This window comes from Ruegeria sp. ABD4_443 (genome assembly GCF_056160865.1).
Genome location: NZ_JBSWYA010000006.1, coordinates 144,351 through 160,950 on the forward strand (window position 1 = coordinate 144,351; position 16,600 = coordinate 160,950).

Annotated in this window: 22 protein-coding genes; 4 read left to right on the forward strand and 18 right to left on the reverse strand. The window is 60.5% G+C overall.

Annotation, left to right across the window (positions count from 1 at the left end; all coding sequences use genetic code 11):
• Positions 1-6: 6 nt before the first annotated feature.
• The 5 genes from ACXAG8_RS13240 to pip form a co-directional block, all read right to left on the reverse strand.
• The gene (locus ACXAG8_RS13240) at positions 7-630 is read right to left on the reverse strand and encodes an RNA-binding protein (protein WP_475226075.1); all 624 of its coding nucleotides are present in this window, start codon (positions 628-630) and stop codon (positions 7-9) included.
• A 23-nt stretch (positions 631-653) separates the two neighbouring features.
• The gene (gene nusA, locus ACXAG8_RS13245; protein ID WP_475226080.1) at positions 654-2,273 is read right to left on the reverse strand and encodes a transcription termination factor NusA; all 1,620 of its coding nucleotides are present in this window, start codon (positions 2,271-2,273) and stop codon (positions 654-656) included.
• Entirely contained in the window at positions 2,273-2,863 is a 591-nt protein-coding gene (gene rimP, locus ACXAG8_RS13250; protein ID WP_475226083.1) for a ribosome maturation factor RimP, read from the reverse strand. The genes nusA and rimP overlap by 1 nt, the downstream gene beginning before the upstream one ends.
• Positions 2,864-3,023: 160 nt before the next feature.
• Positions 3,024-3,845, reverse strand: coding sequence for an ABC transporter substrate-binding protein (locus ACXAG8_RS13255; RefSeq protein WP_475226086.1), 822 nt, complete (start codon positions 3,843-3,845; stop codon positions 3,024-3,026).
• Positions 3,842-4,819, reverse strand: coding sequence for a prolyl aminopeptidase (gene pip / locus ACXAG8_RS13260; RefSeq protein ID WP_475226089.1), 978 nt, complete (start codon positions 4,817-4,819; stop codon positions 3,842-3,844). Before pip ends, ACXAG8_RS13255 begins: the two co-directional genes overlap by 4 nt.
• A gap of 49 nt (positions 4,820-4,868) precedes the next feature.
• On the opposite strand from pip, the gene ubiG reads away from it, so the two are divergent.
• Positions 4,869-5,615, forward strand: a complete 747-nt coding sequence (gene ubiG, locus ACXAG8_RS13265; RefSeq protein ID WP_475226092.1) for a bifunctional 2-polyprenyl-6-hydroxyphenol methylase/3-demethylubiquinol 3-O-methyltransferase UbiG — start codon at positions 4,869-4,871, stop codon at positions 5,613-5,615.
• A 2-nt stretch (positions 5,616-5,617) separates the two neighbouring features.
• Here ubiG and ACXAG8_RS13270 read toward each other — a convergent pair whose 3' ends face one another.
• From ACXAG8_RS13270 to ACXAG8_RS13285, 4 genes are read right to left on the reverse strand one after another with little or no spacing between them, the layout of a single operon-like run.
• Positions 5,618-6,058 carry a MarR family winged helix-turn-helix transcriptional regulator gene (locus tag ACXAG8_RS13270; protein ID WP_475226098.1) on the reverse strand — a complete coding sequence of 147 codons (441 nt, stop codon included), beginning with the start codon at positions 6,056-6,058 and terminating at the stop codon, positions 5,618-5,620.
• A 14-nt stretch (positions 6,059-6,072) separates the two neighbouring features.
• Complete coding sequence (locus ACXAG8_RS13275) at positions 6,073-6,903, reverse strand: carbon-nitrogen hydrolase family protein (RefSeq protein ID WP_475226101.1); 831 nt, start codon at positions 6,901-6,903, stop codon at positions 6,073-6,075.
• Positions 6,903-7,160, reverse strand: coding sequence for a glutaredoxin 3 (gene grxC, locus ACXAG8_RS13280; protein ID WP_475226106.1), 258 nt, complete (start codon positions 7,158-7,160; stop codon positions 6,903-6,905). The genes ACXAG8_RS13275 and grxC overlap by 1 nt, the downstream gene beginning before the upstream one ends.
• A gap of 36 nt (positions 7,161-7,196) precedes the next feature.
• Complete coding sequence (locus ACXAG8_RS13285) at positions 7,197-7,925, reverse strand: double zinc ribbon domain-containing protein (RefSeq protein WP_475226110.1); 729 nt, start codon at positions 7,923-7,925, stop codon at positions 7,197-7,199.
• 16 nt (positions 7,926-7,941) lie between these two features.
• On the opposite strand from ACXAG8_RS13285, the gene ACXAG8_RS13290 reads away from it, so the two are divergent.
• Together ACXAG8_RS13290 and hemH are read left to right on the forward strand one after the other, a co-directional pair.
• Positions 7,942-8,772, forward strand: a complete 831-nt coding sequence (locus tag ACXAG8_RS13290) for a methyltransferase domain-containing protein (RefSeq protein ID WP_475226117.1) — start codon at positions 7,942-7,944, stop codon at positions 8,770-8,772.
• Positions 8,773-8,828: 56 nt separating this feature from the next.
• Entirely contained in the window at positions 8,829-9,878 is a 1,050-nt protein-coding gene (gene hemH / locus ACXAG8_RS13295; protein ID WP_475226121.1) for a ferrochelatase, read from the forward strand.
• 93 nt (positions 9,879-9,971) lie between these two features.
• On the opposite strand, the gene ACXAG8_RS13300 is transcribed toward hemH, so the two are convergent.
• Both ACXAG8_RS13300 and ACXAG8_RS13305 read right to left on the reverse strand, forming a co-directional pair.
• Positions 9,972-10,154, reverse strand: a complete 183-nt coding sequence (locus ACXAG8_RS13300; protein ID WP_010442520.1) for a hypothetical protein — start codon at positions 10,152-10,154, stop codon at positions 9,972-9,974.
• A gap of 139 nt (positions 10,155-10,293) precedes the next feature.
• Positions 10,294-10,893 carry a L,D-transpeptidase gene (locus tag ACXAG8_RS13305; protein ID WP_475226125.1) on the reverse strand — a complete coding sequence of 200 codons (600 nt, stop codon included), beginning with the start codon at positions 10,891-10,893 and terminating at the stop codon, positions 10,294-10,296.
• 169 nt (positions 10,894-11,062) lie between these two features.
• On the opposite strand from ACXAG8_RS13305, the gene dalA reads away from it, so the two are divergent.
• Positions 11,063-11,581 (forward strand): divisome-associated lipoprotein DalA, encoded by a 519-nt coding sequence (gene dalA / locus ACXAG8_RS13310; RefSeq protein ID WP_475226132.1) that lies wholly within the window; start codon positions 11,063-11,065, stop codon positions 11,579-11,581.
• A 91-nt stretch (positions 11,582-11,672) separates the two neighbouring features.
• On the opposite strand, the gene ACXAG8_RS13315 is transcribed toward dalA, so the two are convergent.
• The 7 genes from ACXAG8_RS13315 to ACXAG8_RS13345 all read right to left on the reverse strand — a co-directional run bounded on the left by ACXAG8_RS13315 (position 11,673) and on the right by ACXAG8_RS13345 (position 16,458).
• Positions 11,673-12,137: a PTS sugar transporter subunit IIA gene (locus ACXAG8_RS13315; protein WP_475226136.1), complete on the reverse strand. Its 465-nt coding sequence runs from the start codon at positions 12,135-12,137 to the stop codon at positions 11,673-11,675.
• Positions 12,138-12,197: 60 nt separating this feature from the next.
• The gene (gene hpf, locus ACXAG8_RS13320; protein WP_475226139.1) at positions 12,198-12,761 is read right to left on the reverse strand and encodes a ribosome hibernation-promoting factor, HPF/YfiA family; all 564 of its coding nucleotides are present in this window, start codon (positions 12,759-12,761) and stop codon (positions 12,198-12,200) included.
• A gap of 252 nt (positions 12,762-13,013) precedes the next feature.
• Positions 13,014-13,772: an LPS export ABC transporter ATP-binding protein gene (lptB, locus tag ACXAG8_RS13325; RefSeq protein WP_475226143.1), complete on the reverse strand. Its 759-nt coding sequence runs from the start codon at positions 13,770-13,772 to the stop codon at positions 13,014-13,016.
• Entirely contained in the window at positions 13,772-14,215 is a 444-nt protein-coding gene (locus ACXAG8_RS13330) for an LptA/OstA family protein (protein ID WP_475226148.1), read from the reverse strand. Before ACXAG8_RS13330 ends, lptB begins: the two co-directional genes overlap by 1 nt.
• 51 nt (positions 14,216-14,266) lie before the next feature.
• Positions 14,267-14,866: an LPS export ABC transporter periplasmic protein LptC gene (lptC, locus tag ACXAG8_RS13335; protein ID WP_475226152.1), complete on the reverse strand. Its 600-nt coding sequence runs from the start codon at positions 14,864-14,866 to the stop codon at positions 14,267-14,269.
• A gap of 12 nt (positions 14,867-14,878) precedes the next feature.
• On the reverse strand, positions 14,879-15,847 hold the full coding sequence (locus ACXAG8_RS13340; RefSeq protein ID WP_475226155.1) for a KpsF/GutQ family sugar-phosphate isomerase: 969 nt from the start codon (positions 15,845-15,847) through the stop codon (positions 14,879-14,881).
• Positions 15,844-16,458 (reverse strand): ribonuclease D, encoded by a 615-nt coding sequence (locus tag ACXAG8_RS13345; protein WP_475226160.1) that lies wholly within the window; start codon positions 16,456-16,458, stop codon positions 15,844-15,846. Before ACXAG8_RS13345 ends, ACXAG8_RS13340 begins: the two co-directional genes overlap by 4 nt.
• Between the last annotated feature and the right edge of the window lie 142 nt (positions 16,459-16,600).

Sequence of the window (16,600 nt, forward strand, 5' to 3'; positions counted from 1 at the left end):
AGCTTCTTACCCTTCCGAGCGGCCCCTGCCGCCGTCATCCGTTTCGCGCAAGCCACGCAGGCGCTGCGCTTCCTCTACAACACGTTTGGCGAGTCCGCCAGAGGCCAGCGCCGCATGAATCACGGTTTGGCGCCCAAATGCCTGTCCCAACTCGTCCGCCGTCAGCCAGCCGATATATTTGCCGAAGTGCGGCGTGCTGAGTTTCGACTTGCCGCGCCCCGATCCGTCGGCGGCCTGAAGCAGAACACTCGCCTCTTCCCGATCCAGCCACGTCTTGACCTTTTCATAGCCCGCGACCGCATCCCCGGACTTGCGCGCAAGGCTGAGCAATTCAACCACGCGGCGCGCGATCTGTTTCTCGACCTCGTCCGTCAGGTCCTTGGGCACCGCGACCTGCGCCTTGAACCCGCGCGTGAACAATTTCTTGTTCACGGCCTTGTCCAGCGCCTCGCGGCTTGCCGCCACATAGACCCCGCGCCCCGGCAATTTTCCCGCGACATCGGGATAGACCTGTCCGTCGGGCCCCGTCACAAAGCGTATCAACCCATATTTAGGCTGAATATCGCCGGTGGCGATGCATTTCCGCTCAGGTCCTTCGGACCGATCCTTATGGACGCCGCCGCGACCCATCTGCGCCACCCGAGGCCCTGAGATCAGGCCTCGGCTTCCTCTTTGGCAACATCGGCGTCGACATCTTCTTCAGCCTGTTCCAACTCGGCCGGATCAACCCAGCCCAGCATGATGCGCGCGGTCATGACCAGATCCTGCGCCTCTTCCAGCGTCACGCCAAAGGGCTCCAGTACACCGTCATCCTTGATGCGCTCGCCGTCGACCGTGGTCCAGCCACCGGCCAGTTCCCAGTCAGCGCAGGTGGCAAAGTCTTCCAACGTTTTCACGTCGTCCTTGGCCAGCGCTTCTACCATCTGGGGTGTCAGGCCTTCGAATTCAATAAGGCTGTCCTCGGCGCCCAAGCTGCGGGCCGCGTCCAGGGCGGCCTTGGCCTGCGCCTCAAGGAATTCACGCGCACGGGTCTGCAATTCCTGCGCGGTGCCCTCGTCAACGCCGTCAATGACCAACAGTTCGTCGATCTCGACATAGGCAACCTCTTCGAGATTGGTGAAGCCTTCGGACACCAGCAGCTGTGCGAAGAACTCGTCCAGATCGAGGCTTTCCATGAACAGTTGGGTGCGGGCTTCGAATTCTTTCTGACGACGCGCCGATTCTTCGGCCTCGGTCATGATGTCGATGTCCAGATTGGTCAGCTGGCTGGCCAGACGCACGTTCTGACCGCGGCGACCGATGGCAAGGCTCAGTTGTTCTTCGGGCACCACAACTTCGATCTTGCCGGCTTCTTCGTCCAGAACCACCTTGGAAACCTCGGCAGGCTGCAGCGCGTTCACCAGGAAAGTCGGCTGATCTTCGTTCCACGGGATGATGTCGATCTTTTCACCCTGCAGCTCGTTCACAACGGCCTGCACACGGCTGCCGCGCATACCGACGCAGGCACCGACGGGGTCAATCGAACCGTCATAGGAAATCACAGCGATCTTGGCGCGCGAGCCGGGGTCGCGGGCCACGGCCTTGACCTCGATGATGCCGTCATAGATTTCCGGCACTTCCATCTTGAACAGCTCGGCCATGAATTCCGGCGCGGTGCGCGACAGGAAGATCTGGTGGCCACGAACCTCGCGGCGAACCTCTTTGATATAGGCACGCACGCGATCGTTCGGGCGATAGCTTTCGCGACCGATTTTGTCATTGCGGCGCAGAACGGCCTCGGCACCGCCCAGATCGACGATGACATTGCCGAATTCCTCGCGCTTGACCGCACCGTTGATGATGGTGCCCGCACGATCCTTGAATTCTTCGTACTGACGGTCACGCTCGGCTTCGCGCACCTTTTGCAGGATCACCTGCTTGGCGGATTGTGCCGCGATACGGCCCATTTCGACCGGAGGAACCTCTTCGACAAAGACGTCGCCAACCTCGGGCGATTCCATGTATTGTTTGGCCTGCTCGACGGTCATTTCGGCCTGATAATTCTCAAGCTCTTCATCCTCGACCACGGTGCGCACGCGGGTAAAGGTCGCCTTGCCGGTCTTGCGGTCGATCGAGACACGAATGTCCATTTCAGCGCCGTAACGGCTCTTGGCGGCGCGGGCGAGCGATTCTTCCATCGCTTCGACAACCAGACCGGGGTCGATCATCTTTTCGCGGGCCACGGCCTCGGCGGTCTGCAGCAGCTCCAGCTGGTTGGCTGAGGTGATTGCCATCAGTTCGTCTCCTCTTCGGACCCTTCGGTCTCAATCTCGTCGAAAGCGTTTTCGTTCAGGGCGCCCGCGTCTTTGCGCTGGCGCAGCATTTCCTTGATCAGGTCATCGGTCAGGACCAGCTTGGCGTCGCTCAGCCAGTCGAATTGCAGACCGATGGTAATGGTCTCGGACCCTTCGGGGATGTTGATCAGAACCTCGTCCCCTTCGATCCCGGCCAATTCACCCTTGAAACGGCGGCGGCCGTCGATCAGCTCGGCGGTTTCGATCTTGGCCTCGTACCCTTCGAAATTCTCAAAGTCCTTGAGGCGGGTCAGCGGCCGGTCGATACCGGGGCTGGAAACCTCAAGCGTATAGGCGTCAAGGATCGGGTCCTCGACATCCAGCGTGGCGCTGACCGCGTTGGAAATCTCGGCGCAGTCATCCACTTCGATACCGCCATCGGGCTTGTCGGCCATGATTTGCAGCGTGGTGGTCTTGCCGCTCATCAAACGGATGCGGACGAGTTCATACCCCAGATCCTCGATCACGGGGGTGATGATCTCGGCCAGTCGCCGGTCAATGGCCGCTTTGGCTATCAGGTCGTTTGTCATCAGGTTCTCTACCCTATCGATCGGGCACAAAAAAACGGGCGCGCGGCCCGTCGAATTTTCCGGTGGAGCCTTGGACCAGAAGTCCAACGCGCCGCTGTTGCAACTGCATATACGCAGGAGTTCCCGAGTCTGCAACCCCCGGCGAAAAACGTGACCGGATTTACGCCAGCCACCACCGTTCTGCAATGCGGCCATCATCCAGGGCACGGCCCTGAGCGATCTGGCGCGGCATCCCGACATGAGAGGCCACGGCCAGCGCCATATCCGCCTCGCTGGGGTGATACCGCAACCCGCGCTGACCCCTGAGATCGTCGCCTTCGGGCAAAGCGGCGATGTCTACATATCCGTCGCGCAAAGCCTCTGCCCGGACACGGGCATCAGGGATCACGATGATTTCCAGCGTATCGGCCCAACCGGCCTGACCATCCTTATAGTGCCCCGCAACCCTGCGACCCAGGAAATGCCGCCCATCCTCGGCGCGCTCGACCCGGTAACATCCGGTTCCGTTCGCCGCCTGCAGAGGCGTCACGCCGTGCCCGTCGCGCGTTACGACGAAACGGTTGTCAGCCAACAGAAAGGGCAGCCCTGTATTAGACGCGGCCAGCTCCAACCTCACGCGGTTGGGGGACAGGGCCTCGACCCGTCCCAGCTCGGCCAGCACTGCCATGACATCATCGACCAACAAGGCTGTGCCGTCGTGAAACACGACATCCGCGCGAATATCAAAGCTCCAAATGCGGGCGTTTTCTTCGGTTTGCCAGCCGGTCGCCAACTCGCCGCGCAACGTGCCATCTGGCGCGATCTCGGTCAGCGTATCGAATACCGCGCCGCGCGCGACTTTCTCAAGGCTGCCATCGCGCGGAACCGCCAGACGCAGCGTGCCGCCCGCCTTGGGCGTATCCGCCAGCGACGCCCCGGTCGCGGCCAGCAAGGCGGCGGCGGCACCGGACGCGAATAATGCACGGCGATCAATCCGGGTCATACCGTCCCCTCTGCGATTCGGTCCATGATCCGGACCAGTTCAGCACTTATGCCGGGCTCGGACAGGGCGTGGCCCGCGTGGCGCACCATTTTCAGCTCGGCATTCGGCCAACGCTCTGCCAGGGTCCAGGCGGCCTGAGGCGGGCAGATCATGTCATAGCGGCCCTGAACGATAAAGCCCGGAATATGCGCAATCCGATCCATCCGGTTCAGAATCTGCTGATCCCGATCCAGGAATCCTTCGTTGATGAAATAGTGGTTTTCAAGGCGCGCAAAGGCGCGCGCATATTCCCCCGGGGTTTCACCCGCTGCCCCGTTCGAATGAATTGACGCCAGCGCATTTTCCCAGGCGGACCAGGCGCGGGCATACAGGATTTCGGTGGCGCGGTCGCCCGAGAACAGGCGCCGGTGATAGGCCCCGATCGTGTCCGACAGCTCGGCCTCGGACAAAAGCGCGGTGAATTTCGCCCATTGCTCGGGCCAGAATTTTCCCGCCCCGCCGCCATAAAACCAATCCAACTCCGCGCGGGTCATAAGGAAAACGCCGCGCAGCACCAGCCGGCTGACCCGGTCGGGATGCGACTGCGCATAGATCAGCGCCAGCGTGGCACCCCAGCTGCCGCCAAACACCACCCATTCGTCAATGTCGAACAACGTTCTCAGCCGTTCGATATCATCCACAAGGTGCCAGGTCGTGTTGTCCGTGACCGAGGCATGCGGCCGCGAACGTCCGCACCCGCGCTGGTCGAAAAGAATCACCCGATAGGTTTTCGGGTCGAAATACCGCCGCATGGCGGGGCTGCACCCGCCGCCCGGGCCACCATGCAGGACAACCACAGGCACCCCATCGGGATTGCCGCATTGTTCCACATAGATACGATGCCCGTCGCCCATATCGACCATACGCTGATCGAACGGGTCAATCGGCGGGTAAAGATATTGAACTGCGCGCTTTTGGTCCGGGTACTTGTCCATTATGGCCCTATATAGTCCTTGGGACGTAAAAGAGCATACGGAGACAGGAATGCAAGCGCATCCGAACACGGTCGACCCCTCCGAGATCGCAAAATTCGAAGCGATGGCAGAGGAATGGTGGGACCCGCATGGTAAATTCAAACCGCTGCACATGCTGAATCCGTGCCGTCTGGACTATATCACGCAGCAGATCGCGGGCGAGTTTGACCGCGACCTGAAAGCACCGAAACCTTTCGAGGGCCTGCGCCTGTTGGATATCGGCTGCGGCGGCGGGTTGCTGAGCGAGCCGATGGCGCGGCTGGGCGCTATGGTCGTCGGGGCGGATGCCGCCGAAGGGAACCTGCCCGTTGCCCGTATTCATGCCGCTCAATCCGGTCTGGAAATCGACTATCGCCACAGCACGGCCGAAGACATGGCCGCCGCGGGCGAACAGTTTGACGTGGTGCTGAACATGGAAGTGGTCGAACATGTCGCCGACCCGCTGTCCTACCTGACCGCCACGCAACAATTGCTGAAACCCGGCGGGTTACAGATTTGTTCGACCATCAACCGGAACCCGAAATCCTATGCGATGGCCATTTTCGGCGCCGAGGTGATCATGCGCTGGCTGCCGCGCGGGACGCATGAATGGAACAAGTTCATCACTCCGGATGAGCTGTTCGACCTGCTGCGCCAGGCAGGGCTGGACCCGGTGGACCGCAAGGGATTCGTGTTCAACCCGGTGCTGTGGACATGGTCGATCTCGGACCGGGACCTAAGCGTCAATTACGTGACGGCCAGCGTCAAACCCGGCTGAGGTCACTCGTCTTCGAGTTTCTGCCGCAGGTCCCTCAGCACGGGTAGCGTGCTGCGAACGCGTTCCCGCCCCAGGTCGCCAACGACGCGGTTGATCAGGGGCGCGATGGACGAGATCGCCTGTTCGCGGGCCCGCCGCCCGGCCGGGCTGATGGCTACCATCTTTCGCCGGGCGTCATCCCAATCGGGGCGCACATGCACATAGCCGGCCCATTCCAGCTTGGCCAAAGTATTGGTCATGGCACCACGCGTCACGTGGAACGTGTTTGCCAGCTGCGCCGGGCTGCGTTCGCCGCCGACAAAGACCAGGTGATTGAGCACCGAGAAATGCGAAATCTCCATGCCCTTGGGCAGAACCCGGCTAAGCCGGTTCCGCAAAAGCTGGTCGGCGGCAAGAATCTCGCTGAACAGCGTCACCGCAAGGGCATTGTTTTCGTCGTTCATGGTCCGGTTCTGGATCAGGGTCCGTCAAAAGGACGGATATGGGACAAAGACGGCACTCGGCGCCGCGCTTCTGTTACAGAAGTATCATCCAATTCGAAAATGTGAATGCCCGGTTCCGTCCCTGCGTCGATCAGCACCTCTCCCCAGGGTGCGACGACAAGGCTGTGACCATAGGTGTGGCGGGTCCGGCCGCGGGTCTTGGCATGCGTCCCGGTCTGAGCCGGAGCAAGTACCCAACACCCGTTTTCTATGGCCCGCGCCCGCAAAAGCGGCTGCCAATGGGCGGCACCGGTAACCGGTGAAAAAGCGGCCGGAACGGTCAGGATACGCGCGCCTGCCCGTGCCAGGCCAGCATACAGATGTGCAAAGCGCAGATCGTAACAGACGCTCATCCCGACCGCGCCAAAGTCGGTTTCGGCCACAACCGCCCGGTCGCCGGGGCGGTAATTTGCCGATTCGCGAAATGTCTCGGTCTCGGTGACCTGCACGTCAAACATGTGGATTTTGTCATACCGGGCCACGACCTGCCCCTGCGGGCCGACCATGTAGGACCGGTTGGCAAAACGGCCGTCCGCGTCACGCGTCTTGATGGCCAGCGACCCGATCAACAGCCACACGCCAAGGGCTTGCGCCTGTTCGCGCAGCCCCGCAAGCGTCGCGTCGTCTTCCTCATGCTGCAGCACCTGGCGCTGCCGCGTCGTGCTGGTGGACACGCAATTCGTGACCTCTGGGGTAAGGATGAACCGGGCGCCCTGCCCTGCGGCGTCTGACATCATCGCTTGGACGACCTGCAAATTCTCGGCCGGGTCGTCAGACGATGTGATTTGCAGCAGCGCCGTCTTCATCACGCGGCCAGCAGACCATCCAACTGGCCCGCGCGATCAAGATCAAAAAGATCATCGCAGCCGCCGACATGGGTTTCGCCGATGAAAATCTGCGGAACCGTGCGGCGCCCGCCTGCCCGCTCAATCATCTCGGGCTTGCGCTTGGGATGCAGCAAGACGTCAATTTCATTGAACGTGACGCCTTTCTGTTTCAGCAGCCGCTTGGCCGCGTGGCAAAAGCCGCAAAGCGGCGAGGTGTAGATTTCGACCGGTTTCATGATCCGTTCCCCTGAGTTGGCGTAATTCTGGGGGAATTAGGTATCCTTGGCAACGCGCGCCAGCACCAACACGAAAATATTACGTGCGCCGGACGCTAGGCAGGCCCGCGAACAGGCGGACAGGGTGGCCCCGGACGTCATCACGTCATCGATCAGCAGGACATCGCGACCACGCAGCCGGTCGCCCCGGCCCGGATGCACCATCAGCGCCCCGGCGACGGTTTCAGCCCTTTCAGCGGCGGATTTACCGTCCAGCACTGGTGTCCGAACCTTGCGGACCAGCAGGTCGGGGCAATGCTCCAGCCCGGTATCGCGGCCGATATGCTGCGCCAGCAACGCAGACTGATTGTATTTTCGCCGGATCAACCGCGACCAGTGCAAGGGCACGGGCGCGATCAGCATGCCGGGGCGGAACAGGTCTTGGCCCGCCTGTGCCATCCATCGGGCGGCTGGCCGGGCCAGCTCGGGCCTGTCACCATGTTTCAGCGCCAAAATCAGCGACCGCGCCTTTCCCTGGTACAACAGCGCCGCACGCCCGTCCCGCCATGGCGGCGGCGACCTGACGCAGTCATCGCAGGTAATCCGGTGCCCGTCGGATGTGCCCGGCACCTGTGTGCCGCAGCTGTCGCAGACGGTGCCGCCAATGAACGGCGTATCAACCCAACAGGCAGCGCACAGCCCGAAATCCGTTTCCGTCAGCGCTCCGCACCCGATACACTGCGGTGGATAAACCAACCCAACGGCGGTTTGAATTCGCTGCAACATGCGATAATTGCGGCCTATGAAAATGCCAGCGTCCAATCCGCCCTCTTTGTTTGATCGCAAGACACTTGCGTTGCACCGCACCCGTATTCAGGACGACGCATTGTTTCTGCACCGCGCCTGCGTGGATGAGGTGGAGGATCGCCTCTCCATGGTTAACAAAAGCTTTACGGCTCCGGCGGTCGTGACACCCTTTGCCCATCTCTGGGAGGGCATCCTGCCGCAGGCGACGATCGTCCCGGATGACGAAACGCTGTCCCTGACGCCTGGCGCGCATGACCTTGTGATCCACGCGATGGCGCTGCATTGGGCGAATGACCCGGTTGGCCAACTGATCCAATGCCACAGGGCCTTGCGGCCTGATGGCCTGATACTGGTGGTCTGCCTGGGGGGCGAAACCCTGCACGAACTGCGCGCGGCCCTGGGCCAGGCCGAGGTCGAAACCTCGGGCGGGCTGAGCCCCCGCGTCGCCCCGATGGCCGAGCTGCGGGACATGGGCGGGCTGCTGCAAAGGGCCGGTCTGGCCCTTCCCGTGGCTGATCTGGCGCGCCGTCAGGCCAGTTATCGCGATATCTATCACCTGATGCACGACCTGCGCGCCATGGCCGAGACAAATGTTCTGGCAAACCGCCTGAAACACCCCACACGGCGGGCCGTTTTCGAACGGGCGCAGCACCTGTACGCGCAACATTTTGCAACGCCCGAAGGCCGCCTGATGGCGACCTTTGACCTGGTTTGCCTGACGGGGTGGTCCCCCGATGCCAGCCAACCAAAACCGCTCAGACCGGGCTCGGCCCGCCACAGCCTTGCCGAAGCGCTTGGAACCAAAGAAGGCAAACTGCCTGATTGACGACAGGTTTTTTCCCTTTATCTCAGTGCGGAATGCCAGAACTCAGGAAGCAGCCAATGACCGAAGCAACCCGACCCGCAAACGCGCCCTCGGACCACCCCAAGGTCAAGTCAGGACGCGTCGGCGTTTTGCTGGCCAATCTTGGTACCCCCGACGATTATGGCTATTGGTCGATGCGCCGGTATCTGAACGAATTCCTGTCCGACAAACGGGTCATCGACTATCCGGCCTGGAAATGGCAACCGATCCTTCAATCCATCATCCTGACCAAGCGCCCGTTCAGTTCGGGCGAGGCCTATAAGTCGATCTGGAACCACGACAAGGGCGAAAGCCCGCTGATGACAATCACCAAGGACCAGACAGCCAAGCTGCGCGATGCGATGCGGGACCGCTATGGCGATCGGGTGATGGTCGATTTCTGCATGCGCTATGGCAATCCTTCGACCAAATCCAAGGTGCGTCAGATGGTGTCAGAAGGCTGCGACCGCATCCTGTTTTTCCCGCTATATCCGCAATACGCCGGTGCAACCACTGCCACGGCAAATGACCAGTTCTTTCGGGCGCTGATGGAAGAAACCTGGCAACCCACCAGCCGGACCGTGCCTGCCTATTTCGACGATCCCACCTATATCGACGCCCTGGCGCAATCCGTCGAGCAGGCCTATGAGGCGATGCCGACACAGCCGGATATCCTGGTCTGTTCTTATCACGGCATGCCGGAAAGATACCTGCAGCAGGGCGACCCCTATCATTGCCAATGCGCCAAGACCACGCGACTGCTGAAGGAACGGCTGGGATGGGCGGACGATCAGCTTGTTTCGACATTCCAGTCCCGCTTTGGACCCGAGGAATGGCTGAAACCCTATACGGTGGATCACGTGGCCACGCTGGCCCGGCAGGGCAAAAAGAACATCGCCGTCATCGCACCGGCATTCTCTGCCGACTGCATCGAAACGCTGGAAGAAATAAACGAAGAAATCCGCGAAAGCTTTGAAGAGGCCGGGGGCGAAAGCTTTACCTATATTCCCTGCCTCAACGACCAGGACAGCCATATCGCGGCGCTGGGCGCGGTCATCACGAAAAACCTGCAAGGCTGGTTGGACTAAATGTCCGGCCCCGACCGAACCCTGACAGGGTGGCGGCACAAAAAAAGGCGGTGGTTTGACCCACCGCCTTTTCTTTGAATGTCGCTTGTCGAATTAGCTTGCAGCAACAGCTGCGGCAACGACAACCAGCAGGATCAGCGGCAGGATGATGCCCTGCGACGAACCCTGAGTTTCTTCTACAACAACAGGTGCTTCAACAACCGGCTCTTCCAGGTTGCCTGCATAAGCGGTCGAAGCAGCAGCGGTCAGTGCAGCGGCGAGAACGAGTTTCTTCATATTAACCTCCAGAATTTGCGCGATTCCATCATTAGGAACCGCACACCCAAGACTTACCTCGTGGGTTTTTCTAATCAGCAATGGCACGGGAATGCAATTGCAACTTGAACCTCGGGCGCGTTCGCGCGCGAAAATGTCGTCAAATTAGCAACACTTGCGTGCCGACCTTCGCCATTGAAAACAGCTCGGCGATGTCCTCGTTGAACAAACCGATACAACCGTTGGACGATCTGCGCCCGATTTTGCGCGTGTCATGCGTTCCGTGGATGCGGTAATACTTCCAACCCAGATACAAAGCATGCGTTCCCAACGGGTTATCGGGCCCCGGCGGGATATAGTCCGGCCATTCCGGGTTTCGTTTCTTCATCGACGGCGTCGGCGACCAGCTTGGCCCTTCGACCTTGCGGATGACGCTTGTCCTGCCGCGCCGGGTCAATTCCTCGGTCAAAGGCACTGACGAGGGGTAAAGTTTGTAAACCGACTGGTCGTCCGACCAATAGTGCAATGCCCGCGAAACCGTATCCACCAGTATGGCGCCGTTTTTCGTGTTCGAGAAATAGGGCTGCCATTCAAGCGCCCGAAAGCCCGAAACGTTGCGGCGCACCGCCGGCTCGGCTTCGGGGGCGGGGCGCAGCGGGTCGCCGGGGATATATTGCGCGACCGCAGGTGCGGCAAGCGCAGCGCCCGCGCTGGCCAGAAAACCGCGGCGGGTGGACAGACGAATGTGTTTCTTGACCATATCAAACGGTCCCTTGCTATGATTGGATGCAAATTTTGGACCATTTTATTGCCAGAATGCTTCAGTCGCAAATCAAACCGGCAGAATCACGCGAGGTTGTGTCATTGCGCGTTTACTCAAGGCGGCAAGGCAGGCTATTCCCCAATACGAAACCACAATCAGGCCGATCATGACGCGCATTGTTTCTTTTCTATTGATTTCATTCCTCGCCCTTGCGGCATGTACCGACACCAGCGGCACGACGGCCCTGGGCGCAGACGGACGCCCGCTGCCGACCGTTTACAAAATTCGCGGCAATCCCGAAAAGCTGCAATACCGCATGCTTGATTCGGTCAATGCCCTACGCCAGTCCTCGGGGCTTCAACCTGTGCAGCTGAACGCCCAGCTCAACGCGGCGGCGGCAACCCACTCCAAGGACATGTCGCGCCAGAACCGCCCCTGGCACTTCGGCTCTGACGGGTCATCGCCTTTGGATCGGGCCCAGCGGGTTGGGTATTACGGCACCTTCCTGGGCGAGGCGATTTCGGAGACCTACGAAACCGAAACCGAAACCCTGGCCGCCTGGATGCAGGAACCGGGGCCGCGGTCGGTCATCATGGACCCGAAAGCGACGCAGATGGGCTTTTCCTGGCATCAGGAAGGCGGCGGCAAGATCTGGTGGACTCTTGAAATGGGCACCGGCGGCTGAGACCCGGCGATATTCCAACACAAAAAGGCCCCCGGCATCGGGGGCCTTTTTTGTGTCAGCACGAAACGTGTTTGGTCAGTAAATCCGCAGGTCAGGCAGCCTGCATGGATTGCGGCGCGGTCAGGATAGCGTACAGCTTAACCGGGTCGGGATTGGCCCGCAGCTTGGCGCATATCGACTGTTCGCGCAGGGTCCGGGACACCAGAGCCAGCGCTTTCAGGTGGTCAACGCCGCCATCTTCAGGTGCAAACAGCGCAAAGGCCAGATCGACCGGCTGTCGATCCACCGAACCGAAATCCATCGGCTTTTCCAGCATCACGAACACACCAACCACGGCGTCCAGCCCGGACAGGCGCGCATGCGGCAGGGCGACACCGTGGCCAACCCCGGTCGGCCCCAGGCTTTCACGTTCCAGCAGACCATCAACGATTGCCTGCGGGTCCAGCCCAAGCGTTCCGGCCGCCACGTCACCGATTTCCTGAAACAGCCGCTTTTTGCTGGAGGCGGCGGATAGAACGCGCACCGCCTCGGGCTTGAGAATGCTCGAAAGCTCCATAGTCATGCTCCGTGGCGTCACCCCCCGCATACGCGGGAGGGCGCCTGTTAACCTTGCCTATTACGGATCAATCCAGCCGATATTTCCGTCTTCACGACGATAAACGACATTCAATCCGTCCTTGTTCTCGTTCCGGAACACCAGCACCGGGGCGCCTGCAAGTTCCATTTGCATCACGGCTTCACCCACGCTCAGCGACGGGATCTTGGTTTCCATCTCAGCCACAATCATCGGCTGCAGAGATTCGGGTTCGTCGGCCGTAGACGATTCGTCAGAGGCGAGGATATAGGACGACGCCCCAAAGAGTTCAACCGGTTCGGACCGATCCTTGTGGTGGTCCTTGAGACGACGCTTATAGCGCCGAAGCTGCGTTTCCATCTTGTCGCAGCAACCCTCGAAGGCCGCATAGATCTCGGTCGCGTGGGCCTTGGCCTGCGCCGTCAGGCCGGTGGACAGATGCACGGTCGTTTCGCAAACATATTCATGCGCTGAACGGGAAAAGACGACATTGGCATCCGTCGGCCGCTGGGCGTATTTGCCAACAACCTCGCCAAGTTCGGTCTGCACGTGGGTTTGCAGGGCGGCACCGATGTCAATCTGTTTTCCGCTGATTTGGTAACGCATGTGATCTCCTTCACAATTCACACCCATTCTGAAGCCGCGGGTCGCGGCATACGTGTTTTTATCGGGTGGGGGGTAGCGACATATTCAGCGGTTGCCTTTGATCCGGCCCTTCAGTGAAGGGACATCGAGATCCAGACTGGAACCGAAGAATTGCCATGGCCCAATTGAGGCAAGAGACGGCGGAAGAGTCAATCAAAACAGGTGTGTATATACGCGATTTCCGGCATGCACCCGGCGCAAATCCGCGCAAGGTCATGAAATACGGAAATTTTCACCAAGATAGACCCTGCGGACGTTTTCGTTTTCGACCACTTCATCGGGGGTGCCTGACATAAGCACCTGGCCGTCATGCAGGATATAGGCGCGATCAACGATCTCAAGGGTTTCGCGGACATTGTGGTCGGTAATCAGAACCCCGATCCCGCGCTTTTTCAGGTCGGCCACAAGATGGCGGATATCGCCGACGCTGATCGGGTCGACACCGGCAAACGGCTCGTCCAACAGCAGGTATTTCGGATCGGCCGCCAGACAGCGCGCAATCTCGACCCGGCGGCGCTCACCACCCGACAGCGCCAGTGCAGGCGCGCGGCGCAGGTGTTCGATGGAAAAGTCGGACAGCAATTCTTCCAGCCGTTCCTTTCGCCGGTGGGCATGGTCCACAGTGATATCCAGAACCGCCGCGATATTGTCTTCGACGCTCATCCCGCGAAAGATCGACATCTCTTGCGGCAGATAGCCGATGCCCATGCGCGCGCGCCGGTACATGGGCAGGGTTGTGACGTTCTGGCCATCAATGGTGACGGTTCCGGCCTCGGGGAACACCAGGCCTGCGACGGAATAGAAGGTCGTGGTCTTTCCCGATCCGTTCGGGCCAAGCAGGGCAACGACCTCGGACCGGTCAAGGGTCATGGTGACGTCACGGATAACCGTTTTCTTGCGATAGGATTTCCGGAGCTTCTCGATCCTCAGACCCGATGCGCCCTGGGCCACTGACAGGTTGGGACGGGCCATCAGTTGCCACCCGGCTGAAGAATGGTCTTGACCCGGCCAGACATCGTCGCGGTGCCCGCCGACAGGTTCGCGACCATCTGATCGCCACTGATCGTGCTGGGGCCCTGCGTCAGCAGGACATTGCCCTTCATCACGATCACGCCGCTTTTGATCGTGTATTCCGCCCAATCGCCCTCGGCTGCATCCGGCGGGCTGACAAGCACAACGTTTTCGGTGGCCTCCATACGCTCGATCGCTGACCGTTCCTGGTTATAGATGACCAGAACGCGTTCAGCCGTCAGGCGCATTTCACCCTGAATGACAAGCACCTCGCCCACGAATTCGGCCGACCCGGTTTCCTGGTTTACATTCAGCGTTTGCGACGTGACCTCGACCGGCAGCGTCGGGTCGGCTTTCACCGATCCGAAAGCAACCTGTGCTTCTTGTGCGAATGCCGGGGCCATACCGGCGGCAAGGGCGATGCAAACTGGGACTAAACGAAAATCGAACACAGGTTATCTTTCTGCCTTTTCCGGCTCATATACCAATTTAACGCCATCTGTAAAAAGAATATGGACCGGGCCGTCCTTTTTGTCAGCGCCAAAGGTCATGCGCCCGGCGGTGAAATTTCCAATCGGGCCGGTTCCGTCCACCTGACCGGGTGTATCGCCCCGAATCTCGTCAAGCGATGTGTTCAGCAAATCCGTCGTGACCCGAATTCCGTCGGTGGTGGTGATGACGACATCCCCAACGAAGGTTGCAGTGCCCTTGTCAGGGCGTATCGACCCGGTCTTGGAATCCAGCGTGATGATACCGCCGTTCAACAGGTCAAAGCGGCCATGGAATTCATTTGCGGTCGCCGAGGTGCCATTGCCCCCCTGCGTGGCCTTGCGCGCATCGACCCGGATATTTTCGCCCTTTCGGGTGGTGCCTCGGTAATGCGGGCGGGTGACGACCTGACCTTCGATCCGTTCGCGGATGTCCTGCTGGGTAAAGGGCCCGGATACATTTGTCTCGATACTGCGCGAGAACAGGAAGACCGTCGACAGCAACAGGATCGCTGCCAGCGGAAGAAGGACCTTCAGCAACTGCACCATGCGTGAATAGCGGTCCACCTCAGCCTCCTGTCAGCCCAGACCGACCCGCAGGCAGTCATGGATGTGCAGCAATCCCTGAACCTGGCCCGGCCTGTCGGTGTCCACCACAAACAACGAGGTGATCTTGTAGCGGTTCATGATTGCAACAGCCTCTTCGGCCAGCGCATCGGGGGATATGGTCGTGGGGTCCTGGGTCATGACCTGCTTGGCCACATTGTCCAGCAACCCGTCCATGTGCCGCCGCAAGTCGCCATCGGTAATGATGCCTGCCAAACGGCCCTGCGCATCATTCACGCCCGCGACACCAAACCCTTTTTGGCTGATTTCGATCAGCGCGTCGCCCATGGGCGTGTCAAGCGACACCAGCGGCAGGGCCGTGCCGGAATGCATCAGGTCGCGCACCGTGCTCAGGCGCGCCCCAAGCTTGCCGCCCGGGTGAAAGGCCCTGAAATCCTCGGGCTTGAAATCCCGGTATTTCATCAGCGCGATGGCCAGCGCATCGCCCATCGCCAGGGTCAGGGTCGTGGAAATCGACGGCACCATGCCAAACCCGCAGGCCTCGCCCAGGGACGGGATCAGAAGATGCACGTCGGCCTGTTGCATCAGCGTGCTTTCGGGTTTGCTGGACAGCCCGATCAGCGGGATGCCGAACCGTCGCGTAAATGCCAGAAGATTGGCCAGTTCCGGCGCTTCGCCCGAGTTGGATATCGCCAGGACCACGTCGCCCCTGGACACCATGCCCAAATCGCCATGGCTGGCTTCGGCGGGGTGCACGAAATAGGCCGGTGTGCCGGTACTGGCAAGCGTCGCGGCGATCTTGTGGCCGATATGCCCGGATTTGCCGATACCGCTGACGATGATCCGGCCATTTGCGCCCAGGATCAGGTTCACGGCCTCGGCAAATTGGTCGTCAAGCCCCTCGGCCAGCGTGTCCAGCGCGCGGGCTTCGTCGGTGACGACCTGTCGTGCGGTTCTCAGAAATGCGTCGTTGTCGGTCATGAGTGCGCAAAAATATCCGTTTCAGGCCATCCGGCGAGGTCCAGCTTGGCACGCATAGGAAGAAAGTCGAAACAGGCTTGCGCCATCTCGACCCGCCCCTCGCGCTCCAGCCGCTTGTTCAGGGCATCGCGCAAACGGTGCAGGTACAGAACGTCCGAGGCCGCATAGTCCAGTTGCGCATCGGTCAGGTTCTCTGCGCCCCAGTCGCTCATCTGTTGCTGCTTCGAGATATCGACGCCGATCAGTTCCTGGCACAGGTTTTTCAGCCCGTGCCGGTCGGTATAGGTACGCACAAGGCGGCTGGCGATCTTGGTGCAATACACCGGCGCGGCCAGCGCGCCGAATGTGTGATACATTGCGGCAATATCGAAGCGGCCAAAATGAAACAGCTTCAGCACGTCCGGGTTTTCCAGCATGGCACACAGGTTCGGGGCGCTGGTCTGGCCTTTTTCGACCTGCACGATATGGCTGTTGCCGTCGCCGCCCGACATCTGGATCACGCACAAACGGTCGCGATGCGGGTTCAGCCCCATGGTTTCGCAATCTATGGCCACAACCGGGCCCAGGTCCAGCCCGTCCGGGAGGTCATTCTTGTACAGCGTATTTGCCACCGCGTTTTCCTTTGTACGATCGTGACCCCGAGATAGGAGGTTTGGCCGGCAAACTCAACGGCATCAGTGCCGCGCGCCCATTTCGGCACGGGCCCGTCACCATCCCCGGCTTTGCCCCCACCGCCGTTACCCGGCACATCCC

Excerpts from the sequence above, each read along its gene's own strand:
- pip (WP_475226089.1), bottom strand. The coding sequence starts at position 4,819 with ATGGACAAGTACCCGGACCAAAAGCGCGCAGTTCAATATCTTTACCCG.
- ACXAG8_RS13285 (WP_475226110.1), bottom strand. The coding sequence starts at position 7,925 with ATGTTGCAGCGAATTCAAACCGCCGTTGGGTTGGTTTATCCACCGCAG.
- ACXAG8_RS13340 (WP_475226155.1), bottom strand. The coding sequence starts at position 15,847 with ATGACCGACAACGACGCATTTCTGAGAACCGCACGACAGGTCGTCACC.
- ACXAG8_RS13275 (WP_475226101.1), bottom strand. The coding sequence starts at position 6,903 with ATGAAGACGGCGCTGCTGCAAATCACATCGTCTGACGACCCGGCCGAG.
- nusA (WP_475226080.1), bottom strand. The coding sequence starts at position 2,273 with ATGGCAATCACCTCAGCCAACCAGCTGGAGCTGCTGCAGACCGCCGAG.
- ACXAG8_RS13330 (WP_475226148.1), bottom strand. The coding sequence starts at position 14,215 with ATGGCCCCGGCATTCGCACAAGAAGCACAGGTTGCTTTCGGATCGGTG.
- ubiG (WP_475226092.1), top strand. The coding sequence starts at position 4,869 with ATGCAAGCGCATCCGAACACGGTCGACCCCTCCGAGATCGCAAAATTC.
- ACXAG8_RS13315 (WP_475226136.1), bottom strand. The coding sequence starts at position 12,137 with ATGGAGCTTTCGAGCATTCTCAAGCCCGAGGCGGTGCGCGTTCTATCC.
- ACXAG8_RS13305 (WP_475226125.1), bottom strand. The coding sequence starts at position 10,893 with ATGGTCAAGAAACACATTCGTCTGTCCACCCGCCGCGGTTTTCTGGCC.
- grxC (WP_475226106.1), bottom strand. The coding sequence starts at position 7,160 with ATGAAACCGGTCGAAATCTACACCTCGCCGCTTTGCGGCTTTTGCCAC.
- ACXAG8_RS13270 (WP_475226098.1), bottom strand. The coding sequence starts at position 6,058 with ATGAACGACGAAAACAATGCCCTTGCGGTGACGCTGTTCAGCGAGATT.
- dalA (WP_475226132.1), top strand. The coding sequence starts at position 11,063 with ATGACGCGCATTGTTTCTTTTCTATTGATTTCATTCCTCGCCCTTGCG.
- hpf (WP_475226139.1), bottom strand. The coding sequence starts at position 12,761 with ATGCGTTACCAAATCAGCGGAAAACAGATTGACATCGGTGCCGCCCTG.
- ACXAG8_RS13300 (WP_010442520.1), bottom strand. The coding sequence starts at position 10,154 with ATGAAGAAACTCGTTCTCGCCGCTGCACTGACCGCTGCTGCTTCGACC.
- hemH (WP_475226121.1), top strand. The coding sequence starts at position 8,829 with ATGACCGAAGCAACCCGACCCGCAAACGCGCCCTCGGACCACCCCAAG.
- lptB (WP_475226143.1), bottom strand. The coding sequence starts at position 13,772 with ATGGCCCGTCCCAACCTGTCAGTGGCCCAGGGCGCATCGGGTCTGAGG.
- ACXAG8_RS13290 (WP_475226117.1), top strand. The coding sequence starts at position 7,942 with ATGAAAATGCCAGCGTCCAATCCGCCCTCTTTGTTTGATCGCAAGACA.
- ACXAG8_RS13240 (WP_475226075.1), bottom strand. The coding sequence starts at position 630 with ATGGGTCGCGGCGGCGTCCATAAGGATCGGTCCGAAGGACCTGAGCGG.
- ACXAG8_RS13255 (WP_475226086.1), bottom strand. The coding sequence starts at position 3,845 with ATGACCCGGATTGATCGCCGTGCATTATTCGCGTCCGGTGCCGCCGCC.
- rimP (WP_475226083.1), bottom strand. The coding sequence starts at position 2,863 with ATGACAAACGACCTGATAGCCAAAGCGGCCATTGACCGGCGACTGGCC.